The sequence below is a fragment of the Primorskyibacter sp. S87 genome (genome assembly GCF_049801055.1).
Classification (GTDB): Bacteria; Pseudomonadota; Alphaproteobacteria; order Rhodobacterales; family Rhodobacteraceae; genus JBNAGF01.
In genome coordinates this window covers 633,142-657,303 of record NZ_JBNAGF010000001.1, presented here as the reverse complement: position 1 = coordinate 657,303, position 24,162 = coordinate 633,142, and the positions used below count along the sequence as shown (strand labels likewise).

Here is a 24,162-nt window from a genome sequence, read left to right as displayed (position 1 = left end):
CTACCGTGATCCCCAGCCCAGCAAGGTCAGCCATGTCTCCACAACCGACACAAACCCATTTTCGCACCTGCAATATTTGCGAGGCCATGTGCGGCCTGACCATCACCCATGACGGTGAAACAGTGATTTCGGTCAAGCCGGACAAGGACGATCCACTGTCGCGCGGACATATCTGCCCAAAAGCTGTCGCTTTGCAGGATTTCCGCACCGATCCCGACCGTGTCACCCACCCACTTCGCAAGATCAATGGCGCATTCCACGAGGTAGACTGGGACGAGGCACTGGACTTCGCTGCGCACAAGATCCGCAGCGTTCAGGAGGCACATGGCGCCGATGCAATGGCGCTGTATCTGGGCAATCCCAACGCCCATAAATTCGGCAACCAGATGATGCTGCCGGGGCTGGTCGGGGCGCTGGGAACGCGCAATCGCTACAGTTCCGCCACCGCCGATCAGATTCCGCACCATGTCGCTTCGATTCATATGATGGGCCATCCCATGCTGATGCCGATCCCGGATATCGATCGCACTGACTTCATGCTCATCATCGGCGGGAACCCGGTGGTGTCCAACGGGTCCATGATGACCGCACCGGGGTTCGGGCGCCGGATCGACGAGATCAAGGCCCGCGGTGGTCGTGTCGTTGTGATTGACCCACGTCGCACCGAGACCGCGGAAAAGGCGGGCGAGCACCTGTTTATCCGCCCCGAAAGCGACGCAGTGCTGCTGCTGGCGCTGATCCATCAGGTCCTTGCCGACGGGACCGAGGACATGGGGCATCTTGCTGCGATCATCGAAGGTATGCCGGCCCTGCGCGAGGCAGTGCACCCCTTCACACCAGAGCGGGCAGCCGCCGCCACCGGCATCAACACCGACGTGATCCGCCAGCTTGCCCGAGATTTCGCCGCCGCGCCCCATGCCGTCAGCTATGCCCGAATGGGCGCATCAACCCAGAGCTTCGGCGGTCTTTGCCAGTGGGCGAACAACGTTCTCAACATCATTACCGGCAACTTCGACCGCGAAGGTGGCGCGATGTTCACCCTGCCAGCGGTGGACTACGTCGCCAATACATCACGCAAGGGCAAGACCCGAAGCTACCCCTCGGCGTATTCACGGGTGTCGGGGCAGCCGCTCTACAATGGTGAGTTTCCCGTCGCGGTCATGGCCGAAGAGATGGAAACCCCCGGCCCCGGCCAGATCCGCGGGTTGATGACCGTCGCTGGCAATCCTGTTCTGACTGCACCAAACGGTCGGCGGATCGAAGAGGCGCTGAAATCGCTGGATTTCATGGTTTCGCTGGACATCCACGTCAATGACACGACCCGCCATGCCGACCTGATCCTTCCGGGTACCGTGGCGCTCGAGGAAGTCATGTATGACATGGTCTTTCACACCTTTGCCGTTCGCAATACCGCCGCCTATGCGCGCGCCCTGTTTGACCCTCCGGCTGGAAATCCGCAGGAATGGGAAGTGCTTGCACGGCTCATTGCACGGTTGACCGGCGCCAACGATCTTGGCCCCACACCAGAAGAGAAGCTGTCGGTCATGCTGTCGCTCGGCAACCACCCGGACCTGACCGTCGAAGGGCTCCTTGATGCAAAAGGGTCCGTCGATCTTGGCCCGTTGACCCCAAACCTGACCGACAGGATCGAATCCCCGGACGGGCGGCTGAACCTTGCCCCGCAGGTGTTTGTGGACGACCTCCCACGCCTGCTGGAGCACGCGGCCAGCGCCCGAACCGGAGAAATCGTTATGATTGGCCGGCGGCAGGTGCGCAGCCATAATAGCTGGACCCAGAACAGCGCACGACTGGTCAAGGGCCGGAACCGCTGCACCATTCAGATACACCCCGAGGACGCAGCACGGCTGGGCATCGAAGACGACGCGCCGGTGCGGGTCTCGGCGCGGGCCGGTGAACTGACCCTGAATGCCGAGGTGACGGATGAAATGGCGCCGGGCGTGGTTTCGATCCCGCAAGGCTGGGGTCAGTCGCAAGAGACAATGCGCACGGCCAAGGCGGCAGGGACGGTTTCGATCAACGATCTGACTGACGACAGGCGCGTGGATCCTGTCACCGGAAATGCCGCCTTCAATGGGGTTCCGGTCACGCTCGCACCAGCCTGAGCTTGGTTCAGCCAAGGGCCGCAGGCAGGCGTGCGTAGCCCCTGAACCGGATCCGTCCTCCGTTTTCGCGCCCGGGAAGAATCCGGAATCGCGGGAAACGCTGCAAGAAGCGGGCAATGGCGATCCGCCCCTCGAGCCGGGCTAGTGTCAGGCCCACACAGATATGCGGGCCCCCAGCAAAGGCATGATGCTTGTTGGGCTTGCGCGAGATATCGAATTTGGTCGGGTCGGCAAATACCTCGGGATCCCGGTTGGCAGCCCCTATGCACAGATGCAGGTTGGTGCCCGCCGGTATCACCCGCCCGCCAATTTCGACCTTTGCCTTGGTCTCCCGATTGCCGAACTGGTTGGGCGAACGAAACCGCAGCATTTCCTCTATCGCCGGGTTGATCAGGGACAGGTCGGCCTGCAAACGCGCCCTTTCATCGGGATGGTCAGCCAACAGCGCAAGCCCGTTGCCGATCAGATTGGTGGTCGTTTCATGCCCGGCGTTCAGAATGAAAATGCAGTTCTGGATCAACTCGATCTCCGAGAGCTGCGCATCGGCCCCCTCGCCCCGGATCAGCCGTGTCAGCACGTCGGTTTCCGGGTCACCGGGCCGGGCGCGGCGGCGGGCGATCAGATCCGTAAGGTAGTCCTTGAACTCTTCCACCGCGCGGTGCCCACGCGCCAGTTGTTCCTCCGTTAGAGACGGCTCAAGCGCGCCCAGAATGGACAGCGACCAGTCCCGAAGGGGATCACGTTCATCCATCGGCATATCGAGCAGGTTTCCGATGATCTGGATCGGGATCGACGCTGCGTAATCATCGATCAGATCCACCGTTTCGCGCCCCTGCATCCGGTCCAGCAGATGATCAACCGTGTCGATCAGCCCCGGCTCCATCCGCGCGATCGCCCGCGGCGTCAGAGCTGATGTCATGATCTTGCGGACCCGCGTGTGCAGCGGCGGATCCGAGAAAACCAAAGAGGTCGTATGATGTTCGAACAGCGGTGAGCCGACCCCGAATTTGGGGCCAAACACTGCCTGTTTGTCTGACGAAAAAACCTTTGTGTCCCGATAGATGCGATCAAGGTCGGCGTGTTTGCACAACAGCACCGAACCGTCCGGCTGGTCCAACACAGGTGCATGCGCCAGAAGCGCATCGTAGAATGGAAACGGATCATCGACGAAGCCAGCTGGCGGATGTGCCAGATCAAGATCACCAATCGTCTCGCCCGGAACTTTCATATATTCTTCCCCATATCGGTTGTGGCCACGGTCTGTCCGGCATTTGTGACTGTCAAGCCGGGATCAACCGGTCAAGCGACCATTGCAGTCTCGGGTGACAGCCCCGGGGAGCAGCGCTAGATTGCCGCCATGACCGAACCTGTCTCTTCGATCCGCAATCTTGGTCCAGCCTACGAGGCAAGCTGCGCCCGCGCTGGCATCCACAGCGCCGATGACCTGCGCGCCCTTGGGGCGGATGCGGCCTATGAGAGGCTGCTGAAAGCCGGGTCGCGCCCGCATTTCATTGGCTACTACGTGCTCGTCATGGCCTTGCAGGGACGCCCATGGAACGATTGTAAGGGAGAGGAAAAGAAGGCGTTGCGAAAGCGTTTCGACACGCTGGTCGACCGCGCCTTTGACAAGGGCCGTTCGGATCTGGAGGCGACATTGAACGCCATCGGTGTGATCGAGAAACGCAACGACTGAACAAAAAAACGGCCCGGATCTTGAAACAAGATCCGAGCCGCGGAAACCGAGGGTCGGTTTCTTAGCCGACCAGTTCGATGCCCGAGAAGAAATAGGCAATCTCAACCGCGGCCGTTTCCGGTGCATCGGAACCGTGGACAGAGTTTTCACCAACCGACTCGGCAAACTCGGCACGAATGGTGCCCGGTGCCGCGTCTGCGGGGTTGGTTGCGCCCATCACTTCGCGGTTCTTGGCGATGGCGTTGTCACCTTCCAGAACCTGAACGACAACCGGAGCCGAGGACATGAACTCGCACAGTTCGTCATAGAACGGGCGTTCCTTGTGGACTTCGTAGAACTTGCCGGCCTGCTCTTTGGTCATGTGAATGCGCTTTTGCGCAACGATGCGAAGGCCAGCGCCTTCCAGCTTGGCGTTGATTGCGCCGGTCAGGTTGCGGCGGGTTGCGTCGGGCTTGACGATGCTAAAGGTGCGTTCCAGTGCCATCGGGCGATCTCCTTGAGAAACTGAGGCGAAAAACAGCGGCCGGTATCGACCCGACCGCGACATGTCGCGCGCCGCGTAACACGCCCGGACAGCTTTGGGAAGAGGATCCCGAAGCAATCCACGCAATCCTATGGAACTTTCGCACCTGACGTCCCGTTTCACCGGTGGGCAAAGGCGCTGCGCGGGAGTATTTCGTGTGTCACAGCCTGCTCAGGCATGGAACGCGGGGGCGTTATGCCCCCTGCCCGTTTCGTTTCAACCGCGCGCTTCGCGCACCAGCCGCAGAATGTCCTGTGCGGCTTCGGGGATGTTGGTGCCGGGCCCGAATATGGCCTTGACACCGTGCTTGTAGAGATAGTCGTAGTCCTGCTGCGGAATGACTCCACCACAGATCACGATGATATCGCCGGCCCCGGCCTTTTTCAGCTCGTCGACCAACTGCGGCGCCAGTGTCTTGTGGCCTGCCGCCTGGCTGGAAATCCCCACCACGTGCACGTCATTGTCGATCGCGTCCTGCGCGGCTTCTTCCGGGGTCTGGAACAGCGGGCCCACGTCCACGTCAAAGCCGATATCAGCAAAGGCCGTAGCGATCACCTTGGCGCCCCGGTCGTGTCCGTCCTGCCCCATCTTGACCACCAGCAAACGTGGACGCCGACCTTCGGCTTCGGCGAACTCGTCGATGCTCTTCTGGATCGCGGCAAAGCCTTCGTCGCCCTCATAAGCAGCGCCGTACACTCCGGCCAGAGTTTTGACCTCGGCGCGGTGACGACCGAATTCCTTTTCCATTGCCATGCTGATCTCTCCCACGGATGCACGGGCCCGTGCGGCTTCGACAGCCGCTTCGAGCAGGTTGCCGCCCGCACTGGCGCGGCGCGTCAGTTCATCAAGCGCGGCCTGACAGGCAGCTTCGTCCCGGCTGCCGCGCATTTTCTCGAGTCGGGCAATCTGCGCTTCACGCACTGCCTGATTGTCGACCTCGAGAATATCGATCGGGTCTTCCTTTTCCTTGCGATACTTGTTGACGCCAACGATCACCTCTTCGCCGCGATCGATCATTGCCTGCCGGCGCGCGGCAGATTCCTCGATACGCAGCTTTGGCATGCCGCTTTCGACGGCCTTGGTCATACCGCCCATTTCCTCGACCTCTTCCATCAGGGCCCAGGCTTTCTCGATCAGTTCGCCGGTCAGGCTTTCCACATAGTAGGACCCCGCCAGCGGATCGACCACGTTGGTTACGCGGGTTTCCTCCTGAAGGATCAGCTGAGTGTTCCGCGCAATCCGGGCTGAAAAATCGGTGGGAAGCGCGATGGCTTCGTCCAGCGCATTCGTGTGCAGCGACTGGGTGCCGCCCAGCACCGCGCTCATCGCCTCGTAGGCGGTGCGGATCACGTTGTTGTAGGGGTCCTGTTCCTGCAGCGACACGCCAGAGGTCTGGCAATGGGTCCGCAGCATCTTGGAGCGCTCGTTCTTGGCACCAAAATCGGTCATCACGCGATGCCAGAGCGTGCGGGCCGCGCGCAGCTTGCCAATCTCCATGAAGAAATCCATGCCGATGGCAAAGAAGAACGACAGACGGCCGGCGAACTTGTCGACATCCATGCCCGCATTGATCGCCGCGCGCACATATTCGCGCCCGTCGGCCAGCGTATAGGCCAGTTCCTGCACGAGGTTCGCCCCGGCTTCCTGCATGTGGTAGCCGGAGATCGAGATCGAGTTGAACTTGGGCATCTCATTCGAAGTATATTCGATGATGTCCGAGATGATCCGCATCGACGGCTCGGGCGGATAGATATAGGTGTTGCGGACCATGAACTCCTTGAGAATGTCGTTCTGGATGGTCCCGGCCAGCAGGCTCTTGTCATGGCCCTGCTCTTCGCCCGCCACGATGAAGCTGGCGAGGATCGGAACCACCGCGCCATTCATGGTCATCGACACCGACACCTTGTCGAGCGGGATACCGTCGAACAGAATTTTCATGTCCTCGACACTGTCGATTGCCACGCCGGCCTTGCCCACATCGCCCACGACGCGGGGATGATCGCTGTCATAGCCGCGGTGAGTGGCCAGATCGAAGGCCACCGACACGCCCTGCTGACCGGCAGCCAGGTTGCGGCGATAGAAAGCGTTCGATTCTTCGGCCGTCGAGAAACCGGCATATTGCCGGATTGTCCAAGGGCGCCCGGCATACATGGTTGCCTTGACCCCGCGGGTGAACGGGCCAAAGCCCGGCATCGTTCCCATGTGGTCGAGGTCGGCGTTGTCTTCCGCGGTATAAAGCGGTTTGACGGCAATCCCTTCGAGCGTGTCCTTGGTCAGATCGTCGAGCGGGCGGCCGCGCAATTCCTTTTCAGCCAGCGCCTGCCAATCGCCCTTGTTGGTCTTGGTCATGGGGTCTTCCTCTTGTCAAATCGGTCTGTGGCGGAGTTTTCTCCGCCGTTGTTTTGTTTGGCACCACAGCCAGCTGGGCGAGCCCGTCGGCCCCCGCCATAAGCCAGCTCAGATCTTCGGCATATACACCGCGCAGCCTTGCGGCCTGGGCTGGCGAAAACGGAAGCCAACGCCCCTCACCGGCGGGCAATTGCGTGGCAATCTCTTCGGGCAGATCGCGCCGCAGGCGTGCCAGTTTAGGGGTGGCGTTCAACCAGTCTTGAGCATTCTTCGTGGGCACGGCGCCACCGGTCATCGCAGAAAGCTGACGATCTGGCCGCCCTGCAAAACGCTCGAATGGCATGACGGTTATTGGCGTATCCGGCAGCGCGCAGGCCACGTCTTCGATGACTTCGCGCCAACCACGCCTGTTTTCGGCAATATCAGCCAGCGCCTGACTGTCGGGCAACGGATGCGCCCGGGTCAGCCCGTAGCCCAATGCCGAACTCCAGAACAGATCGAGCGCCCGAATGTTCACTGCCACACGGGTGACCCGGCCACCAAAGGCGGTGCCGAAATGCGACAGGCGCTGCCCTGCTCCGGCATAAAGCGCCCGGTCATGCAGGTTGCGACGCATGTTTCCCATGATGTTTTCGTCGCTGACGACCAACAGCCGAACACCCTGTCGGGCGCTGCCATCGAGCTGCATTCTGATTCGGCCCGCAGCGCGGCGACGCGGATTGCGAACCGGTGCCGAAACCCCGCCGGGGACGACACCGCAGAACAGCCCATTTCGCGTGCGTTTCGGCCCCCAGAATCCGGTGCCATCCGCCATGAAGCTTGTTGCATTACGGCGCATGTAGGCCTGAAAACTGGTGGTGGCGCAACGATGCGCGCCAATATGCAGGATGACGTCCATGGTTTTGCCCGTCCGATTGCCCCGGACCGCCCGACGCGGCCGCAAGGAGGGGATTGCAGCGATGGTCATGCCCAACCCCTGACGAAGCCATTAACGTTAAACTTTTTGCCGCCTTCAGACGTTTCCCCGGTCGCAATCCCGGAATTGAGGTTTATATTCAACCCGACAGGAGATCGCATGAACCGCACGCTAGCCCTTGTTATGACAGCCTTTCTGCCGATGGCCGCATTGGCCGCAGATGCCACGGCGCCAGAGAATGAAACTCTCATCCGCCCGGCGGGCGAAAGCGATTTGAGTGAATTTTTATGGACAAACCGGCCGATAGTGGTTTTTGCCGACACGCCTTCGGATCCCCGGTTTGAACAGCAGATCAACATGCTGGCACAGGGCGAAGAGATGCTGCGAGATCGCGAGGTCGTGGTGCTGACAGACACCGATCCGGCCGCGCGGGGGTCGCTGCGTTCGAAACTTCGGCCACGCGGGTTCCAACTGGTGCTGATCGGCAAGGATGGCGGCGTCAAGCTGCGAAAACCTTTTCCGTGGAGCGTGCGCGAGCTCAGCCGGTCCATCGACAAATTTCCGTTGCGCGAACAGGAATTGCGCGAGCGCCGCGGCATCGGGGCTGAAAAATAGCCCCAACCCGAGCGGCACCCGGACCAGCCCCGGATCGTCTCCGGGACTCCAGCCAGAGCAAAACCGTTCTCGCGCGCACAATCGGTCACGGGATCATTCGAACTCCATGATCACATCGTCGACGGCGAGGCTATCGCCGGCACCTGCGTTGATCTTGGAGACCACGCCTTTTTTCTCTGCTCGCAGGATGTTTTCCATTTTCATGGCCTCGACGGTGCAAAGGGCCTGCCCTTCCTGAACTTCCTGACCCAACTCGACATCGACCTTCACGATCAGGCCGGGCATCGGGCAAAGCAGCAGCTTGGAGGTATCCGGCGCCTGTTTCTCCGGCATCCGCGACGCCAGTTCGGCCTGCCGGGGGGTGCGCAGCGTCACCACCAGATCCGCACCACGGGTGCGTAGCCGGTAGCCCGAGGTGATCTTGTCCACCTTCAGGACAAGCGGTGCCTCGCCGACTTGCAGACGGGCAAGGCTATCGCCCGGCGTCCAATCCGACGTCACGCGCATCTTATGTCCGTCTTCGAACTTGATCGTGGAGCCGTGCTTGTCCGCCTTGACCTTCACCGCATAGTGCTGGCCTTGCAGCGATACCACCCAGCGCTTGCCGATCTTGCGCTCATGATTGTCCATCCGGCCGGAAATTCGGGTGCGCCGGATCTCGGCAACGCGGAACATGGCCGATGCAGCGGCCGCCACCCGGCGCAGATTATCCTCAGACAGTTCGACACCTTCAAACCCTTCCGGATATTCCTCGGCGATGAAGGCGGTTGTCATATCACCGCTGATAAATTTCGGATGGTCCATGACCGCCGAAAGGAACGGCAGGTTGTGACCAATGCCTTCGACTTCGAAGCCGTCCAGCGCAACGCGCATCGCTTCGATTGCCTGTGCCCGGGTCGGCGCCCAGGTACAGAGCTTGGCGATCATCGGGTCATAATACATCGAGATCTCGCCGCCTTCGTAGACACCGGTGTCGTTGCGCACCGCAGCATCGCCTTCGGGCGCTTTCCCCTGCCACTTGCCGTTCACCAGCATCGGACCGGCCGCGATTTCCGCCGGCGGGCGATAGCGGGTCAGCCTGCCGATCGAAGGCAGGAACCCCCGGTAAGGATCTTCGGCATAAAGCCGGTTCTCGATTGCCCAACCGGTCAGGGTCACGTCATCCTGCGTAATGCTGAGCGGTTCGCCGGCAGCAACGCGGATCATCTGTTCAACCAGATCGACGCCAGTGATCAGTTCGGTCACCGGATGTTCCACCTGCAGGCGGGTATTCATTTCAAGGAAGTAAAAGTTCTTTTCGCCGTCGACGATGAATTCCACGGTTCCGGCGCTGGCGTAGCCCACGGCCTTGGCCAGAGCCACTGCCTGTTCGCCCATTGCCTTACGGGTTCCCGGGTCGAGGAATGGGCTGGGTGCCTCTTCGACAACCTTTTGATTGCGTCGCTGGATCGAACATTCCCGTTCCCCAAGATAGATGCCGTTGCCATGGGCATCACACAAAACCTGAATCTCGATATGCCGCGGCTGGGTCACGAATTTCTCGATGAAGATCCGGTCATCGCCAAAGGAATTCGCCGCCTCGTTCTTGGATGACTGAAAGCCTTCGCGCGCCTCTTCGTCGTTCCATGCGATCCGCATGCCCTTGCCGCCACCGCCAGCGCTGGCTTTGATCATCACCGGATAACCGATTTCGTTGGAAATCTTCACCGCTTCGTCGGCATCTTCGATCAAACCCATATAACCGGGCACGGTCGATACGTCCGCATCCTGAGCGATCTTCTTCGAGGTGATCTTGTCGCCCATCGCCTCGATGGCACCTTTCGGAGGTCCGACAAATGCGACACCCTCGGCTTCGAGCGCCTCTGCGAATTTGCTGTTCTCGGACAGAAAGCCGTAACCCGGGTGCACCGCCTGAGCGCCGCTCTGACGAATGGCGTCCATCACCTTGTCAATAACGATATAGGACTGGTTCGCGGGTGGCGGGCCGATATGGACTGCCTCGTCCGCCATCTCCACATGCAGCGCCTGCTTGTCCGCGTCCGAATAGATGGCGACGGTCTTGATACCCATCTTGCGGGCTGTCTTGATAACCCGGCAGGCGATCTCGCCCCGGTTCGCGATCAGGATCTTGTTGAACATGTGCAGTCCCTTGTCTTGTGTTCGGTAGAACGCAAAACACCGCCCCGGAGCAAAGGCTCCGAAGCGGTGTTGTGCGCGTATGCGTTACGGGTCTCGAAAGACCCCGATGAAATTCGGTTCGGCCGGGCCGGTGTCCGGCGCGTCAGCGCGTCAGCACTTGCCCGGGTTGTTCTGGCAATAGAGCAGGTTGCCAGCCGCGCCAGCCGCCGCGCCGAGCACCGGGTCGCCGTCAAGCGCAAGCGCGCCGACGAAACCGGCACCGCCACCATAGAGCGCCTGCTCGGTTGGCGTGTCTCCGCATGCGGCGAGCCCGCCGCACATTGCCAATAGAATAAGTGTCCGTTTTGCTCGCATCCTGCCTGTCCTTCTTGTTCGTTCGAGGATTGTGGCGCAACACAAACGCCGAAACCCAAAGAGAACAAGTGGATGCGCTTTGACGCGATGATTTGAGCGAAAGCCTGCCGCCCTTCGTGCCCGGTGCGAATGGTAAAAAGTTCGGGCAGATCACCTCGGGGGAGGGAGATCTGCCCGACCAGGAAAGGGGTACGGAATAGATGGCCCGACACCGGCGCAGGATTGTCGATCCCGGACACGCAGATCACGTTGCAGCATTGCAGAACGCCATCCAAGGCGCCGTCGGAAGGATTGCAGATTTGAGCCGATACCCGCCGATCCGTGATATGCGCGCGCAGATTCATGCCGATTACCCCTCGATAATCTCAGGGAAGGCCACCCGCGCAGCATTCACGTCGATTTTCAGCAGAGCCTCGTAACTCTCTGGGTCAAAGGGATCTTCGGCGGGCACAACTTCGCGGCCGAAAAGCCAGCTGATCCGGCCCGCATCGAGATTTCCGCGTTCAAAGGGCTCTTCGCCGAAATGCGCCCAGAGCGCGGCCATGAAACCCGCATCCGCGCGTCGGTCCGCCGGCTTGCGGTCGCGATGTCTTTCGCGCCGGATAATCTTGGTCACGCCCTTGGGATTGGGGCGACGGATCGTGAACTGGAAATCGGTGCTTGGGAGGCGGCTCGGGAACCCACGGTGCTTCAGCATGATGCCCCCTCCGCCGTGACAGAAGGTGCTTGGGTCAGAAACCGGACCCGGCTGGACCATGCAGAGCGGGTCGGGGTCGGCACGAAGGCCGGCCCCGAATGCAGCTTACTTGAGCTTTCCTGTATAGGTCGGCTCAGTCGAGATGGGCTCGACCACGACGAACTCTTCCTGCTGAGAGTTGCCGCATGCGGCAACGGCGCCGACAAAGGCGACCATTGCCAGGAACTTGATGCTCTTCGACATCTCGGTCTCCTGATCGTGTGTATGAAACCAGCGAAAGAAAGTTCTTTCGCCTGCCTCAGGGTTTCGGCCGCAGTATTGCGACCGTCGCCGAGCATAATCGAATTCCGCACCGAAGGACATGCGTCGCCCAGTATCCGGGCCCGTTGTGACTCCAAAGCCTCAATTTCCAGCATGGATGAGTTTCTCCTCGCAACATGTTGTGCCATCGTCAAAACCCCTCCCAGATACAGCCTGAATCCGCAATGCGATACGCTTCGAAGAACTGGGTGGCCTGCGGATCGGAAACTCCGAAATCCAGCACCCGGTCAGCAAAGGAAATAACAATGCGGGCGGGAGCCAGCTGATGCTGATCAAGATAAGGCCGGGCGAGCGTTTCACACAGATGTGCCATGTCGAGCGTGGTCACGTCATAGCCGATGCGACCGACAGTCTGGCCGATCTTGGGGGCCACGAACCGGAAACGCACCCAAAGCTCGCCGGGGTTCTCATCAAGCAGAACCTGAGACAGAACCACCGGTTGGCCGGACGGCACAGGCAAGGCTTCGGTGGCACCGGACAATGTGGGCAACACAGACAGAAAAGCCGCGGAAAGTCGGCAACCCCGGCCACGCAAGATGCGCGCTCCTCCTACCGGGGTTGCTGGCGCTGCGCCATCGGCGTGCGCGTGGTTCTTTCCGGTGGCGCGGATCATGGGGCTGATTCGTCCTTGGTGTCAAATTTTGCGGGCGAGATGATTTCGATCAGTTCCATGTCATCGGAATGCCTCACCTCCCGATGCTTGATTCCGGGGGGCTGTAGCACACAGGAACCCTCTCGCAGCATATGCTCCCCCTGCCCTTCATATTCGAAGACCACCCAACCTTTGGTGACGTAGACCATCTGGAAATCCAGATCGTGGCTGTGCCATGCGCCGGGGCTCTCCATGCCCGGAACGGCACGAATGACATGCGCCCCGAAGCGGCCCTTTGTGGCACTATCGATCCCAAGATCCCGATACTCGAAAAAAGCCCGCAACCCTTCGCCGACAAAAGGGGAATCGTCGGCGTGAGAGATGCTGAAAGCCTGATTCTTCCAGAGATTGGTCATGCGATTACCTCCGATGGCGGGGGTCGTCCCCACCTTGTGGCCCTAAAGCGGGATATTGTCGTGCTTCTTCCACGGGTTCTCGAGCTTCTTGTTGCGCAGCGATGCGAACGCACGCGAGACACGGCGGCGGGTGGACTTGGGCTGGATCACCTCGTCGATGAAGCCCCGTTCAGCGGCAACAAAGGGATTGGCGAACCGATCTTCGTAGTCGGCCGCGTGCGCCGCGATCTTTTCCGCATCGTCCAGATCCGCCCGATGGATGATCTCGGTCGCGCCCTTGGCCCCCATCACCGCAATCTCGGCGGTGGGCCACGCATAGTTGAAATCGCCGCGCAAATGTTTGGACGCCATGACGTCATAGGCTCCGCCATAGGCCTTGCGGGTGATCACCGTCACCTTCGGAACTGTGGCTTCGCCATAGGCGAAAAGCAGTTTCGCGCCGTGCTTGATGACGCCGCCGTATTCCTGACTGGTGCCCGGCAGGAATCCTGGCACGTCGACAAGTGTCAGGATCGGAATTTCGAAGCAGTCGCAGAACCGCACGAACCGCGCCGCCTTGCGGCTGCTGTCGATATCGAGACAACCGGCGAGAACCATCGGCTGGTTGGCCACAATGCCAACGGTCTGACCCTCAAGCCGGATGAAACCGGTGATGATGTTATTGGCGTAATCCTGCTGGATCTCGTAGAAATCACCCTCGTCCGCCACTTTGAGGATCAGTTCCTTCATATCGTAGGGCGTGTTGGGGTTCTCGGGCACCAGTGTGTCGAGCGAGGTTTCCGACCGTGAGGGGCTGTCGAAGAAGGGGCGCACCGGCGGCTTTTCCCGGTTGTTTGCGGGCAGGAAATCGACAAGCCGGCGAATCTCGGCCAGTGCTTCGACGTCGTTCTCGAAAGCGCCGTCAGCGACCGAACTTTTGCGGGTATGGGTCGAAGCGCCCCCCAACTCCTCGGCGGTGACCACTTCGTTGGTCACGGTCTTCACGACGTCCGGCCCGGTTACGAACATGTAGGAGGTGTCTTTGACCATGAAGATGAAGTCGGTCATCGCGGGGCTGTAAACGGCACCACCGGCGCACGGCCCCATGATCACGCTGATCTGCGGCACCACGCCGGACGCCATGATGTTGCGCTGGAACACTTCGGCATAACCCGCCAGCGAGGCCACGCCTTCCTGAATCCGCGCCCCGCCAGAATCGTTGATGCCGATCACAGGGGCTCCGTTCTGCACCGCCATATCCATGATCTTGCAAATCTTCTGCGCATGGGTTTCCGACAGCGACCCACCAAACACAGTGAAATCCTGTGAGAAGACATAGACCATTCGTCCGTTGATCGTTCCCCATCCGGTAACGACGCCATCGCCTGCGGGTTTTTGCTCTTCCATCCCGAAATCGGTGCAGCGATGGGTTACGAACATGTCGAATTCTTCGAAGCTATCGGCATCGAGCAGCAGTTCGATCCGCTCGCGGGCTGTCAGCTTGCCACGGGCGTGCTGCGCGTCGATCCGCTTTTGCCCGCCGCCCTTGCGCGCTGCTTCGCGGCGGGTTTCGAGCTCGGCAAGGATGTCTTTCATGGCGTTTGTCCCCTTTTAAATTTGTGCGCACCATATAGGCTGATCCGGGTAGCCCAAAGGCCTATTCGGCAAATTTGCAAACTCTCCGCAGCCAAATTTCAGCAATTCGCAAATTTGCAAACATCGATTGTAACGCGACGACCGTATGGACAGCACAATGGCCAACCCATAGACCCGACAACATGCAGACAACCGGAACGCCTTCGCCGTCAGCCCACAGGGGACCGCCGCATATCGCGACGCTGATCTTGCTGTCGGGTGCCTCGGCACTGGGCATGAACGTGTTCCTGCCCAGCCTGCCCAATATGGCCGAGTATTTCCGAGCAGATTACCAGCTGATCCAGCTTTCGGTGTCGCTTTATCTCGCGATGAACGCGGTGCTGCAGATCCTGATGGGTCCCATTGCGGACAAGTTCGGACGCCGCCCCGTGATTCTGTGGGGTATCACCCTGTTCCTGATTGCGACCCTCGGGTGCATCATGGCCCCGAACGTCTACGTTTTTCTCGCCTTCCGCATGTGTCAGGCCGCGATCTCGGTGGGAATAGTGCTGAGCAGGGCCGCCGTGCGGGACATGTACGATCAGGACCAAGCTGCAAGTATGATTGGCTATGTCACCATGGGCATGGCCGTTGTGCCATTGCTGGCGCCCCCTCTGGGAGGCGTGTTGGATTCGTTTTTCGGCTGGAAGGCCAGTTTCTGGCTGCTGTTCGCCGTTGGGGCCTTCAGCCTGATCCTTACCTATGTGGACTTTGGCGAAACTGCGCTGAAAAGCGGCAAAACGCTTGGAGAACAGTTCCGCGAATACCCGGAGTTGCTGCGGTCGCCGCGGTTCTGGGGCTATTCTTTGGCCAGCGGCCTCGCCTCGGGTAGCTTCTTCGCCTATCTCGGGGGCGCGCCTTATGTCGGCTCCGAGGTCTATGGAATGGCGCCCGGAACACTCGGCCTCTTTCTCGGCTCCCCGGCCGCGGGTTACTTTGTCGGGAACTGGCTTTCGGGCGTGTTTTCGACACGGTTCGGAATCAATCGGATGGTCCTTTGGGGATGCTGGATCAATTTCTCGGGCGTTGCCATGTCCACCGCTCTCATCGTGGCGGGGCTGGGCAATGAGTTCACCTTCTTTGGCTTCATGATCTTTGTTGGCCTCGGCAATGGTATGGCCATTCCCAATGCGACAGCCGGGGCGCTGTCGGTGCGTCCGCACCTTGCCGCCACTGCGTCAGGTCTGAGCGGCGCCATCATGCTGATCGGTGGCGCCGCGCTCAGCGGTCTGAGCAGTCTGCTTCTCAAGCCGGGCACCGACGCCATGCCCCTTCTGTTGCTGATGCTGGTAACGGCCGCACTTGGGCTGGTTTCGATCTTTGTGGTGATCCGACGCGAGCGGAAACTGGGCCTCTGAGCGCCCTTGCCCCACCGGGTTTGCAAAGATACTCTTAGAACCCAGCAAATCAGCAAAGCCATCAAAAGACACGAAGTGCAGAGCCAGACCATGAGCAGCCAGAAACTCTATGCCGGCGCCAAGCTGCGCGAAATCCGCACCAGACTGGGGCTGACCCAAAAGGATTTTGCCACCAAGCTGGGGGTATCGCTGCCCTATCTGAACCAGATGGAGAACAACAACCGGCCTGTCAGCACCACCGTTGTGCTGGCTCTGGCGCAGGAGTTCGGACTGGACGTGACCGAACTGAATACCGGTGACAGCGAACGGCTTGTTTCGGACATGCGTGAGGCGCTTGCCGATCCGGTTTTTGCCGAGGGGATGCCGCCGCTGGCAGATCTTCGCCTGACCGCCTCCAACGCCCCGGCGCTGGCGCGCGCCTTCATCGGGCTGCACCGGGCCTATCGGCAAACGCACGAACGGCTGGCTTCGCTTGACGAGGCCCTTGGCCGCGAGGATGCCGCGCTGCAGGCCAGCCCTTGGGAGGAAGTCCGGGACTTCTTCCACTATTGCGACAACTACATCGATGCGGTTGACCGCGCCGCCGAACATTTCGCCGAATCTGCTTCGGGCGATATCAGGACCCTGGCTCAAAAGCGACTGGAGGCGCTCGGTATTCGCGTCGAACTGACAGGAAGCGAGGCCCTGCGTGTCTATGATGCAGATCGCAAAACGCTGACACTATCTGACCGTAGCTCGCCCCAGACACAGGTTTTCCAGCTTCTGCTGCAACTGGCCCTTTTGAGTCAGGACAAGCTTCTCGAAGCAACGCTGGATTTCGCCCGTTTTCACAGCGAAGAAGCCCGCGCCATCGCCAAGATCGGATTGGCAAACTATTTCGCCGGCGCCGCCCTGATGCCCTATTCCCGCTTTCTTGCAGCTGCGCAGGATTGCCGGCACGATCTCGAACTGCTCTCAACCCGCTTCGGCGCGTCCATCGAGCAGGTGGCCCACCGGCTGTCCACCATGCAGCGCCCCGGCGCCAAGGGCATTCCGTTTTTCTTTGTGCGGGTGGATCAGGCCGGAACGATCACCAAGCGCCACTCGGCCACCCGACTTCAGTTTGCACGATTTGGCGGGGCGTGCCCGCTCTGGAACGTGCACCGCGCCTTTGAGACACCGGGGCATTTCCTGCGCCAGCTTGCGGAAACGCCGGACGGGGTGAGATACATCTCGCTGGCTCGCGACGTGTCGAAACCGGGCGGATCCTATGGCGCGCCGGTGCGGCGCTATGCAATTGCTCTCGGATGCGAAATCCGCCACGCCGATGCGCTGGTCTATGCCGACAATCTGGACGTCAACAACGCCAACGCATTCGAGCCGATCGGGATTTCCTGCCGGATCTGCGAGCGACGCACCTGTCACCAGCGCTCGGTCCCGCCGCTGGAACGGCGCCTTACGATAAACACCGATGCGCGCGGCACCCTGCCCTATGAGGTAACCTGAACCGTTGGTGGCGAACTGCCCCCGGCATCAGCGGCCGATGCCTGATGCTAAGAAGGGAGCCCCAGGCCCCCTTCTTTCGAACTCGTGAGATCCGACTCGCGCTGCAACAGATGCAGCGCGCGTCATGCCTTGGACAGGATGCCCCAGATCTCGTCTTTCAGCAGCGCCCGTTTCTTGCGCAGCTCGACCTCGGCCAGCTCCTCAATGGGTTCAACATTGGTCTCCGCCCTGTGCACCTGCCGGTTGAGCTCGTGATACTCTTCTGCGAGGCGCGCGAAATGAGCGTCCGACTGCTTCAGGGTGCTCATAAGCTCGGCCTTGTCCGGAAACTCTTCGGCCAGTTCGTGCGGGGTATGCGACATCTGTTCGCTCCTTTTCTTTCCTTCGCTACAGAGGCTAGAGGCCGCACTCCGAACCAACTTTGACACGGATCAAACACTCAGGGTTTGAGGAACTTTTTTTGCACCTTTCCCTCATCTTTGCGCGGTCTGCCATTGAGGGTGTATCCAGGGTTGGCTGTTTCCGCGTGGCAGAGGGTCGCGACCCAATAGATGATCCGACACTTTCTCGCCCACCATGATGGAGGGGCCGTTCAGATTTCCATTGGTGATCTGCGGAAAAATCGAGCTGTCGGCCACACGCAAACCTTCCACCCCGATCACCCGGGCCTGCGGATCGACCACAGCCAAAGGATCCGAAACAGCCCCCATCCGGCAGGTTCCGCATGGGTGATAGGCGCTCTCGGCGTGTTCTCGGATAAAATCATCGAGCGCGTCATCGCTCTGCGCCGCCTCTCCGGGCTGGATCTCGTGTTTGACGAAGGGCGCCATGGCAGATTGATCGAAGATCTCGCGGGTGAGCCGCAGGCAGGTGCGAAAATCCTGCCAGTCCTGCTCGGTTGACATGTAGTTGAAGAAGATCCGTGGGTCGTCCTTGGGATTGGCGCTGCGCAGCGTGACTGCCCCGCGCGACGGAGAGCGCATTGGCCCGACATGCGCCTGAAACCCGTGCCCCTCGGCCGCCGCCTGCCCGTCATAACGCACGGCAATCGGCAGAAAGTGGAACTGGATATCGGGATAGGCGATGCCCTCACGCGAGCGAATGAAGCCGCAGCTTTCAAAGTTGTTCGATGCTCCCAGCCCGGTCTTGGTGAAAAGCCATTGCGCACCGATCAGGCCCTTCCAGAACAGGTTCCAGTATCGATACAGCGTGATCGGCTGCTTCGATGCATATTGCACATAGACCTCAAGATGGTCTTGCAGGTTCGCACCAACACCCGGCCGGTCGACCACGACATCGATACCATGTTCTGACAGATGCTCGGCAGCCCCGATGCCCGACAGCATCAGCAGCTTTGGCGAATTGATCGACGAGGCTGCCAGAATGACTTCGCGGCGGGCGCGGATAATCTCCCGCTTGCCGCCACGCTCGATCTCGACGCCGGTGGCCCGGCCCTCTTCGATCACCACACGTGTCGCCAGGCCCCGAACCAGTTCGCAGTTTTCCCGCTTGAGGGCCGGTTTCAGATAGGCATTGGCCGCTGACCAGCGCTGGCCTTTCCAGACGGTCTGCTCAAAGGGGCCGAACCCCTCCTGCTGCTCTCCGTTATAGTCATTGGTGACCGGATATCCGGCCTGTTGTCCGGCCTCTACAAACGCGTGAAACAAGGGGTTCGAACGCGGGCCACGCGTGACATGCAAAGGCCCGTCGCTACCGCGCCATGCCGGGTCACCGCCATGGCCACCGTCATGCCAGCTTTCCATTCGCTTAAAGTACGGAAGCACATCGGCAAAGGACCATCCGTCGGCCCCCATCTCGTTCCAGCTGTCGAAATCCATTGCGTGTCCGCGCACGTAGACCATGCCGTTGATCGAGGACGACCCCCCGATGACCTTGCCGCGCGGACATACCAGTTGGCGCCCGCCCAGATGCGGTTCGGGTTCCGATTTGTAACCCCAATCGTAGCGTGACATGTTCATCGGATAGCTCAATGCAGCCGGCATCTGGATGAACGGGCCGGCATCGCTGCCGCCGTGTTCGATCACCAGAACCGAGGCACCGGCCGCGCTGAGCCGGTAAGCCATCGCGCAGCCGGCGGATCCGGCGCCGACGATGACGAAATCTGCTTCCATGTCTTTCGGACTCCTGTGATCCCGGCGAAGTGGTCTGGGTGAAAACTTCGTTTTCATGCCTCCGGCGGGAGTATTTTCAAAAAGATGAAGAGGTCATTCCCCGCGCGGGTAGCGCTGGCTTTCCTCCAGATTGTCGAGGTTCATATGATTGCGCATATATCGTTCGGATGCCTGTTGCAGCGGCTGGTAATCCCACGGGTAATACCCGCCCTGCCTCAGCGCCTCGTAGACCACCCACCGCCTGGCTTGACTGGCGCGCACTTCGGCGTCAAAGCGTTCGAGATCCCAGCGTTTTTCGGATTTGGCCCGCAATGTTTGGAGGGTTCCTGCATGCGCAGGGATTTCGGCGAGGTTTTTCAGCTCGTGGGGGTCGTTTTCGAGGTCGAACAACTGGTCCGGATCAAGCGCACAGCGGTTGTATTTCCACTTGCCGTAGCGCATGGAAACCAGCGGCGCATAGGAGGCTTCGGCAGCATATTCCATCAGGACCGGCGCCGAACGCTCGGTGCCGTTGGCAAGCGGCACAAGATCGTTCCCGTCCGTCCACGGAGCGATTTCATCCATGTCCACGCCGGCAAGCGCCCCCAATGTCGGTGTGACATCAATTGTTGACACTGGCGTGTCGATCCGACCCGCAGGCATTTGCGGCGCGCTGATCATGAGCGGCACACGCGCCGAACCTTCGTAGAAGGTCATCTTGAACCAGAGACCTCGCTCTCCCAGCATGTCACCGTGATCCGAGACAAAGAGGATGATGGGATCCTGCCTTGTGGCCTCCAGAATATCGAGAAGTTCGCCGATCCTGTCGTCGAGATAGGAGATATTGGCAAGATAGGCCCGGCGGGACCGTTGGATGTTCTCTTTGGTTATGTCGAAGCTGCGCCAGTCGTTTGCATCGAATATCCGTTTGGAATGCGGATCCTGATTGTCATATCCACGGTCCGGAACATGAGGCAGCAGATGTTCGCAATCCTCGTAGAGGTCCCAGTATTTACGGCGCGCAACATACGGATCATGCGGATGGGTAAAGCTGACGGTCAGGCACCACGGGCGTTCATCCTTTCCCCGGGCGAGATCATAGAGTTTCGCGCCGGCGTGGTAGGCGACCTCGTCGTCATATTCCATTTGGTTGGAAATCTCCGCCACGCCTGCCCCGGTGACCGAACCCATGTTGTGGTACCACCAGTCGATGCGTTCACCTGGTTTGCGATAGTCCGGGGTCCAACCGAAATCGGCTGGATAGATGTCGGTCGTCAGCCGGTCCTCAAACCCGTGCAGCTGGTCGGGGCCGACAAAATGCATCTTGCCGGAAAGACAGGTGTAGTATCCCGCCCGCCGCAGATGGTGGGCATATGTGGGGATATCGCTGCGAAACTCGGCTGCGTTGTCATAGACGCCGGTGCGGGACGGCAATTGCCCGGACATGAAGCTGGCGCGGCCCGGCGCGCAAAGGGGCGAGGCCGTATAGGCGTTGGCGAACCGGGTCGAGCGCTCGGCCAGTTTCCTGAGGTTCGGCGCGTGGAGCCAGTCAGCGGGACCGTCGGGAAAAAGGGTTCCGTTGAGCTGATCCACCATCAGGATCAGAATGTTGGGGCGGGTCATGGCTGGTCCTTCAACAACATGTCGAGTACGCGCAGGGCGTGGTCCACTGCCTCACGCGGCTCGCCCGGGGCGGTCAGGGCCGCGCGGATATAAAGCCCGTCGATCAGGGCAATCAACGTCCGCGCAGCGGCATCCGGGTCATCGGTCTGCCCGCGAAAGGCGTGGCGCAGATTGGATCGGATTCGGCGCTGGTAAACACGCCACAGCTGCAGCGCGCTGTCGTTTGTCTGGGCCAGGACATAAAAAGTCATCCATGCGCGCGTGGCATCGGCAGTAAAACAGCTCGGCGCGAAACAGGCCCGGATGATGGCCTGCGCACGTTGATCGGGTGCGGCCTTGTTTAGCTCTGTAACAGCTTCGGCGCCGAAATCCGACATGATGCGTCGCATCGCGGCCAGAAAGATCTGATCCTTGCCGCCAAAATAGTGATGCGCCAACGCGCTGGATATCCCCGCCCGCTTGGCGATCTGGCTGACGGTCACGTCCAGAGATTTGTTGGCCCCCAGCTCGGCGATCGTCGCCTTGACGATTGCATCGCGCCGGATCGGCTCCATCCCGAGTTTCGGCATCGTGCGCCCTCCGCTGGTGTAGGAACGCAGGCTAGAACGGGTTTATTGACTCGTCAATCAATAAACACGCACTGCATCGCCGCCTGCGAAAAAACGCAACGGAACAAGCCTAGGGTTTGGTTTGAAGATTGGCCGGGGTGACCGCTCGCCGGTTCAACCGGGCTTCGCGCCAGGTGATGAAACTGACCGCCCCGAGGATCAGCGATCCGCCGGCAACCACCCAGATATCCACTGGCTCCGCAAAGACCAGCGCACCCAGCAACGTGGCCCAGATCAGCTGGAGAAACGTGGCTGGCTGCGTCACGGCGATTGGCGCGGCCTGCAGTGCCAGTGTCATGCAATAGTGCCCCGCGGTGGCAAAACACGCTACGATGAGCAGCAGAACAAGGTCTTCGGGTTGCGGTGGTGTCCAGACCGAAATGGCCAACGGAGTGAGTATGATTGTCACCCAGATCGACAGTTGCGCCACGATGACGACTGGGCTGATCTCATTCACCAGGCGCTTTGTCAGAAGATAGGACCCGCCCATCAGAAAAGTCATACCCAGCATCGCAAGATGTCCCGGGCTGACTTCGCGGATGCCCGGCCGCAGGATGATGATCGCTCCGACAAGGGCGACTACGACAGCAGTCAATCGACGAGCCGCAAGCTTTTCCCCAAGGAACAGCGCAGCACCCAGCGTGACGTAAACTGGTGTGAGATAATTCATTGCGGTCACTTCGGCCAGCGGGATCTGTGTCATGGCAAAGAACCAAAGCATGACAGCAACTGCATGCAGCACGCCGCGCAAGGCAAAAAGCTGCCAGTGGCGGGGTTTCAGCGATGTCTGCAACATTGGCTTGATTGCTGGCAACAAGAAGACAAGGCCGAAGACATAACGCAGGAAGGCCGCCTGAATCGGGTGCATGTCATCACCCATGGATTTGACCAGAGCCGTCATGCCGACAAAGGACAGCCCGGCAGCCAGCATCCAAAGAATACCGGCAACTGGGCGGGGGGTGGCAGCGTTGCTCATGGGCCGGTTGAACACCCATTTGCCGCCTCGCACAACCCTTCACATGACAAGCAACTTTGCGGCGATAGCCCACATCGTCAGACCGATCACCAGATCGAGGACCTGCCAAGCTCGGGTCTTCTGAAAAAACGGGGCCAACAACCCTGCCCCGTAGCCAAGCAAAAAGAAGAAGACAAAGCTTGCGGCCATCGCTCCTAATGCAAACTGCAACCTGTCTGGATATTGCGAGGAAATTGAACCAATCAGCATAACCGTATCGAGGTAGACATGTGGATTGAGCCATGTCAGTGCCAGCACGGTTATCAAGGCAGCCCCGAGTGTCAGCCCGGTACCGTTTCCGGCATCCAACACCTCGCCGCCCCGCCAGGCCGAACGTAGGGTGCGCGCGCCATACCAGATCAAGAAGGCGGCCCCTCCATAGCGCATCACCGGCTCCAGCCACGGCACGGCCGATGCAAGCATTCCAAATCCCGCCACACCGGCCGCGATGAGCACCGCATCAGACACGGCGCATGTCAGGCAGATCGGCAGAACATGCTCGCGCCGCAATCCCTGCCGCAGTACAAAGGCATTTTGAGCTCCAATCGCAAGGATCAGGCTGAAACCGAGAGCAAATCCGGGCAGAAATGAAAGACCCATACAACGTCTATCCTTTTGGCTTGCGATTTGACTAAACCCTGTCCCAAGCGTAATCCAGTTAAAGATACTCATCTCACATTAGAGGTTCTAATGCGGTTCGACCCTCATCACCTTTCTGCCCTTTCGGCGGTTCTGCGGCTTGGCTCGTTTGAGGCGGCCGCCCATGACCTGTCGGTCACACCTTCGGCAATATCGCAGCGGATCAAAGCGCTGGAGGAGCGGGTCGGAACCACGCTGATCAACCGGGGCACTCCCTGCACGGGCACGCCGGCCGGGCAGCGTCTGGCCAAACATGCCGAGGATGTCGGGCTGTTGGAACAGCAGCTGAGCCGCGAATTGTCACTGGAAGACAGCCCCGGCGCCACCCGTGTCAGGATCGCGGTCAATGCCGACAGCCTCGCGACATGGTTTGTTCCGGCCCTCGCCTCTGTGCCCGACATGCTGTTCGATCTGGTGATCGACGATCAGGATCATTCGGCCGACTGGCTGCGTCGCGGCGAAGTCAGCGCGGCGGTCTGTGCCAGCGGCAAACCGGTGGCAGGGTGCGACGCGGTTGCAATAGGTGCGCTGCGCTATCACGCCACGGCAAGCCCGGGGTTTCACCGGAACTGGTTTGCAGATGGCGTGGACGCAGTCAGCCTTTCGTCTGCGCCCTGCATCACGTTCAACGCCAAGGACGGCCTGCAGCGGCAGTGGATGGCCCGGAACGCCGGGGCAAGAATTGCTGCACCCGTTCATTTCTTGCCGTCTACCCACGCCTTTATCGACGCGGGGCGGTCGGGGCTTGGCTGGGGCATGAACCCTGCCCCGCTGATCCGAGGCCCGATGAAAAACGGCCGCCTTGTCGAACTGATCCCGGATACTCCGATGGACGTCGCTCTGACATGGCAGGTCAGCCGCGTGATGGCTCCGGCGCTGCAGGATCTGACCAAAGCGGTTCGCAAGGCGGCCGCCAAGGTCTTGATCCCGCCCGCCGATAAGCCGATAACATCCTGACCCGAGAAATTCAC

At 60.3% G+C, this 24,162-nt stretch carries 23 protein-coding genes; 6 read left to right on the top strand and 17 right to left on the bottom strand.

Annotated elements, in window-relative coordinates:
- Positions 1–32: 32 nt before the first annotated feature.
- Complete coding sequence (locus ACP15U_RS03275) at positions 33–2,123, top strand: molybdopterin oxidoreductase family protein (RefSeq protein WP_425043689.1); 2,091 nt, start codon at positions 33–35, stop codon at positions 2,121–2,123.
- A gap of 7 nt (positions 2,124–2,130) precedes the next feature.
- Here the strand turns inward: ACP15U_RS03275 and ACP15U_RS03270 are convergent, their stop codons facing one another.
- Positions 2,131–3,351, bottom strand: a complete 1,221-nt coding sequence (locus tag ACP15U_RS03270; protein WP_425043688.1) for a cytochrome P450 — start codon at positions 3,349–3,351, stop codon at positions 2,131–2,133.
- 129 nt (positions 3,352–3,480) lie between these two features.
- Between ACP15U_RS03270 and ACP15U_RS03265 the strand changes: the two genes are divergently transcribed.
- On the top strand, positions 3,481–3,816 hold the full coding sequence (locus ACP15U_RS03265) for a TfoX/Sxy family protein (RefSeq protein ID WP_425043687.1): 336 nt from the start codon (positions 3,481–3,483) through the stop codon (positions 3,814–3,816).
- A 61-nt stretch (positions 3,817–3,877) separates the two neighbouring features.
- Here ACP15U_RS03265 and ndk read toward each other — a convergent pair whose 3' ends face one another.
- From ndk to ACP15U_RS03250, 3 genes are all read right to left on the bottom strand, one after another.
- The gene (gene ndk / locus ACP15U_RS03260; RefSeq protein ID WP_425043686.1) at positions 3,878–4,300 is read right to left on the bottom strand and encodes a nucleoside-diphosphate kinase; all 423 of its coding nucleotides are present in this window, start codon (positions 4,298–4,300) and stop codon (positions 3,878–3,880) included.
- A gap of 255 nt (positions 4,301–4,555) precedes the next feature.
- Positions 4,556–6,688 (bottom strand): methylmalonyl-CoA mutase, encoded by a 2,133-nt coding sequence (scpA, locus tag ACP15U_RS03255; protein ID WP_425043685.1) that lies wholly within the window; start codon positions 6,686–6,688, stop codon positions 4,556–4,558.
- On the bottom strand, positions 6,648–7,655 hold the full coding sequence (locus ACP15U_RS03250) for a hypothetical protein (protein WP_425043684.1): 1,008 nt from the start codon (positions 7,653–7,655) through the stop codon (positions 6,648–6,650). The genes scpA and ACP15U_RS03250 overlap by 41 nt, the downstream gene beginning before the upstream one ends.
- Positions 7,656–7,763: 108 nt before the next feature.
- Here ACP15U_RS03250 and ACP15U_RS03245 point away from each other — a divergent pair, with 108 nt between their 5' ends.
- Positions 7,764–8,219 carry a DUF4174 domain-containing protein gene (locus ACP15U_RS03245; RefSeq protein ID WP_425043683.1) on the top strand — a complete coding sequence of 152 codons (456 nt, stop codon included), beginning with the start codon at positions 7,764–7,766 and terminating at the stop codon, positions 8,217–8,219.
- A 93-nt stretch (positions 8,220–8,312) separates the two neighbouring features.
- Here ACP15U_RS03245 and ACP15U_RS03240 read toward each other — a convergent pair whose 3' ends face one another.
- The 7 genes from ACP15U_RS03240 to ACP15U_RS03210 all read right to left on the bottom strand — a co-directional run bounded on the left by ACP15U_RS03240 (position 8,313) and on the right by ACP15U_RS03210 (position 14,313).
- The gene (locus tag ACP15U_RS03240; RefSeq protein WP_425043682.1) at positions 8,313–10,358 is read right to left on the bottom strand and encodes an acetyl-CoA carboxylase biotin carboxylase subunit; all 2,046 of its coding nucleotides are present in this window, start codon (positions 10,356–10,358) and stop codon (positions 8,313–8,315) included.
- 150 nt (positions 10,359–10,508) lie between these two features.
- Positions 10,509–10,712: a hypothetical protein gene (locus ACP15U_RS03235; RefSeq protein WP_425043681.1), complete on the bottom strand. Its 204-nt coding sequence runs from the start codon at positions 10,710–10,712 to the stop codon at positions 10,509–10,511.
- 349 nt (positions 10,713–11,061) lie between these two features.
- Positions 11,062–11,409, bottom strand: a complete 348-nt coding sequence (locus ACP15U_RS03230; RefSeq protein ID WP_425043680.1) for a hypothetical protein — start codon at positions 11,407–11,409, stop codon at positions 11,062–11,064.
- A gap of 105 nt (positions 11,410–11,514) precedes the next feature.
- A complete protein-coding gene (locus ACP15U_RS03225) occupies positions 11,515–11,652 on the bottom strand; it encodes a hypothetical protein (RefSeq protein WP_425043679.1) in 138 nt (45 codons plus the stop codon).
- Positions 11,653–11,860: 208 nt separating this feature from the next.
- Positions 11,861–12,343: a DUF6497 family protein gene (locus ACP15U_RS03220; protein WP_425043678.1), complete on the bottom strand. Its 483-nt coding sequence runs from the start codon at positions 12,341–12,343 to the stop codon at positions 11,861–11,863.
- Positions 12,340–12,738 carry a cupin domain-containing protein gene (locus ACP15U_RS03215; RefSeq protein ID WP_425043677.1) on the bottom strand — a complete coding sequence of 133 codons (399 nt, stop codon included), beginning with the start codon at positions 12,736–12,738 and terminating at the stop codon, positions 12,340–12,342. The genes ACP15U_RS03220 and ACP15U_RS03215 overlap by 4 nt, the downstream gene beginning before the upstream one ends.
- 42 nt (positions 12,739–12,780) lie before the next feature.
- A complete protein-coding gene (locus ACP15U_RS03210) occupies positions 12,781–14,313 on the bottom strand; it encodes an acyl-CoA carboxylase subunit beta (protein WP_425043676.1) in 1,533 nt (510 codons plus the stop codon).
- A gap of 182 nt (positions 14,314–14,495) precedes the next feature.
- On the opposite strand from ACP15U_RS03210, the gene ACP15U_RS03205 reads away from it, so the two are divergent.
- Positions 14,496–15,710, top strand: coding sequence for a multidrug effflux MFS transporter (locus ACP15U_RS03205; protein ID WP_425043675.1), 1,215 nt, complete (start codon positions 14,496–14,498; stop codon positions 15,708–15,710).
- 90 nt (positions 15,711–15,800) lie between these two features.
- The gene (locus ACP15U_RS03200; protein ID WP_425043674.1) at positions 15,801–17,195 is read left to right on the top strand and encodes a helix-turn-helix domain-containing protein; all 1,395 of its coding nucleotides are present in this window, start codon (positions 15,801–15,803) and stop codon (positions 17,193–17,195) included.
- A gap of 122 nt (positions 17,196–17,317) precedes the next feature.
- Here ACP15U_RS03200 and ACP15U_RS03195 read toward each other — a convergent pair whose 3' ends face one another.
- The 6 genes from ACP15U_RS03195 to ACP15U_RS03170 form a co-directional block, all read right to left on the bottom strand.
- Positions 17,318–17,557 carry a YdcH family protein gene (locus ACP15U_RS03195; RefSeq protein WP_425043673.1) on the bottom strand — a complete coding sequence of 80 codons (240 nt, stop codon included), beginning with the start codon at positions 17,555–17,557 and terminating at the stop codon, positions 17,318–17,320.
- A 111-nt stretch (positions 17,558–17,668) separates the two neighbouring features.
- Entirely contained in the window at positions 17,669–19,327 is a 1,659-nt protein-coding gene (betA, locus tag ACP15U_RS03190) for a choline dehydrogenase (RefSeq protein ID WP_425043672.1), read from the bottom strand.
- 93 nt (positions 19,328–19,420) lie between these two features.
- The gene (gene betC / locus ACP15U_RS03185; RefSeq protein ID WP_425043671.1) at positions 19,421–20,929 is read right to left on the bottom strand and encodes a choline-sulfatase; all 1,509 of its coding nucleotides are present in this window, start codon (positions 20,927–20,929) and stop codon (positions 19,421–19,423) included.
- On the bottom strand, positions 20,926–21,498 hold the full coding sequence (gene betI, locus ACP15U_RS03180) for a choline-binding transcriptional repressor BetI (RefSeq protein ID WP_425043670.1): 573 nt from the start codon (positions 21,496–21,498) through the stop codon (positions 20,926–20,928). The genes betC and betI overlap by 4 nt, the downstream gene beginning before the upstream one ends.
- Before the next feature lie 109 nt (positions 21,499–21,607).
- Positions 21,608–22,513, bottom strand: coding sequence for a DMT family transporter (locus tag ACP15U_RS03175; RefSeq protein WP_425043669.1), 906 nt, complete (start codon positions 22,511–22,513; stop codon positions 21,608–21,610).
- A 39-nt stretch (positions 22,514–22,552) separates the two neighbouring features.
- The gene (locus tag ACP15U_RS03170; protein ID WP_425043668.1) at positions 22,553–23,152 is read right to left on the bottom strand and encodes a LysE/ArgO family amino acid transporter; all 600 of its coding nucleotides are present in this window, start codon (positions 23,150–23,152) and stop codon (positions 22,553–22,555) included.
- Positions 23,153–23,242: 90 nt separating this feature from the next.
- Between ACP15U_RS03170 and ACP15U_RS03165 the strand changes: the two genes are divergently transcribed.
- Positions 23,243–24,148: a LysR family transcriptional regulator ArgP gene (locus tag ACP15U_RS03165; RefSeq protein WP_425043667.1), complete on the top strand. Its 906-nt coding sequence runs from the start codon at positions 23,243–23,245 to the stop codon at positions 24,146–24,148.
- Positions 24,149–24,162: the final 14 nt, after the last annotated feature.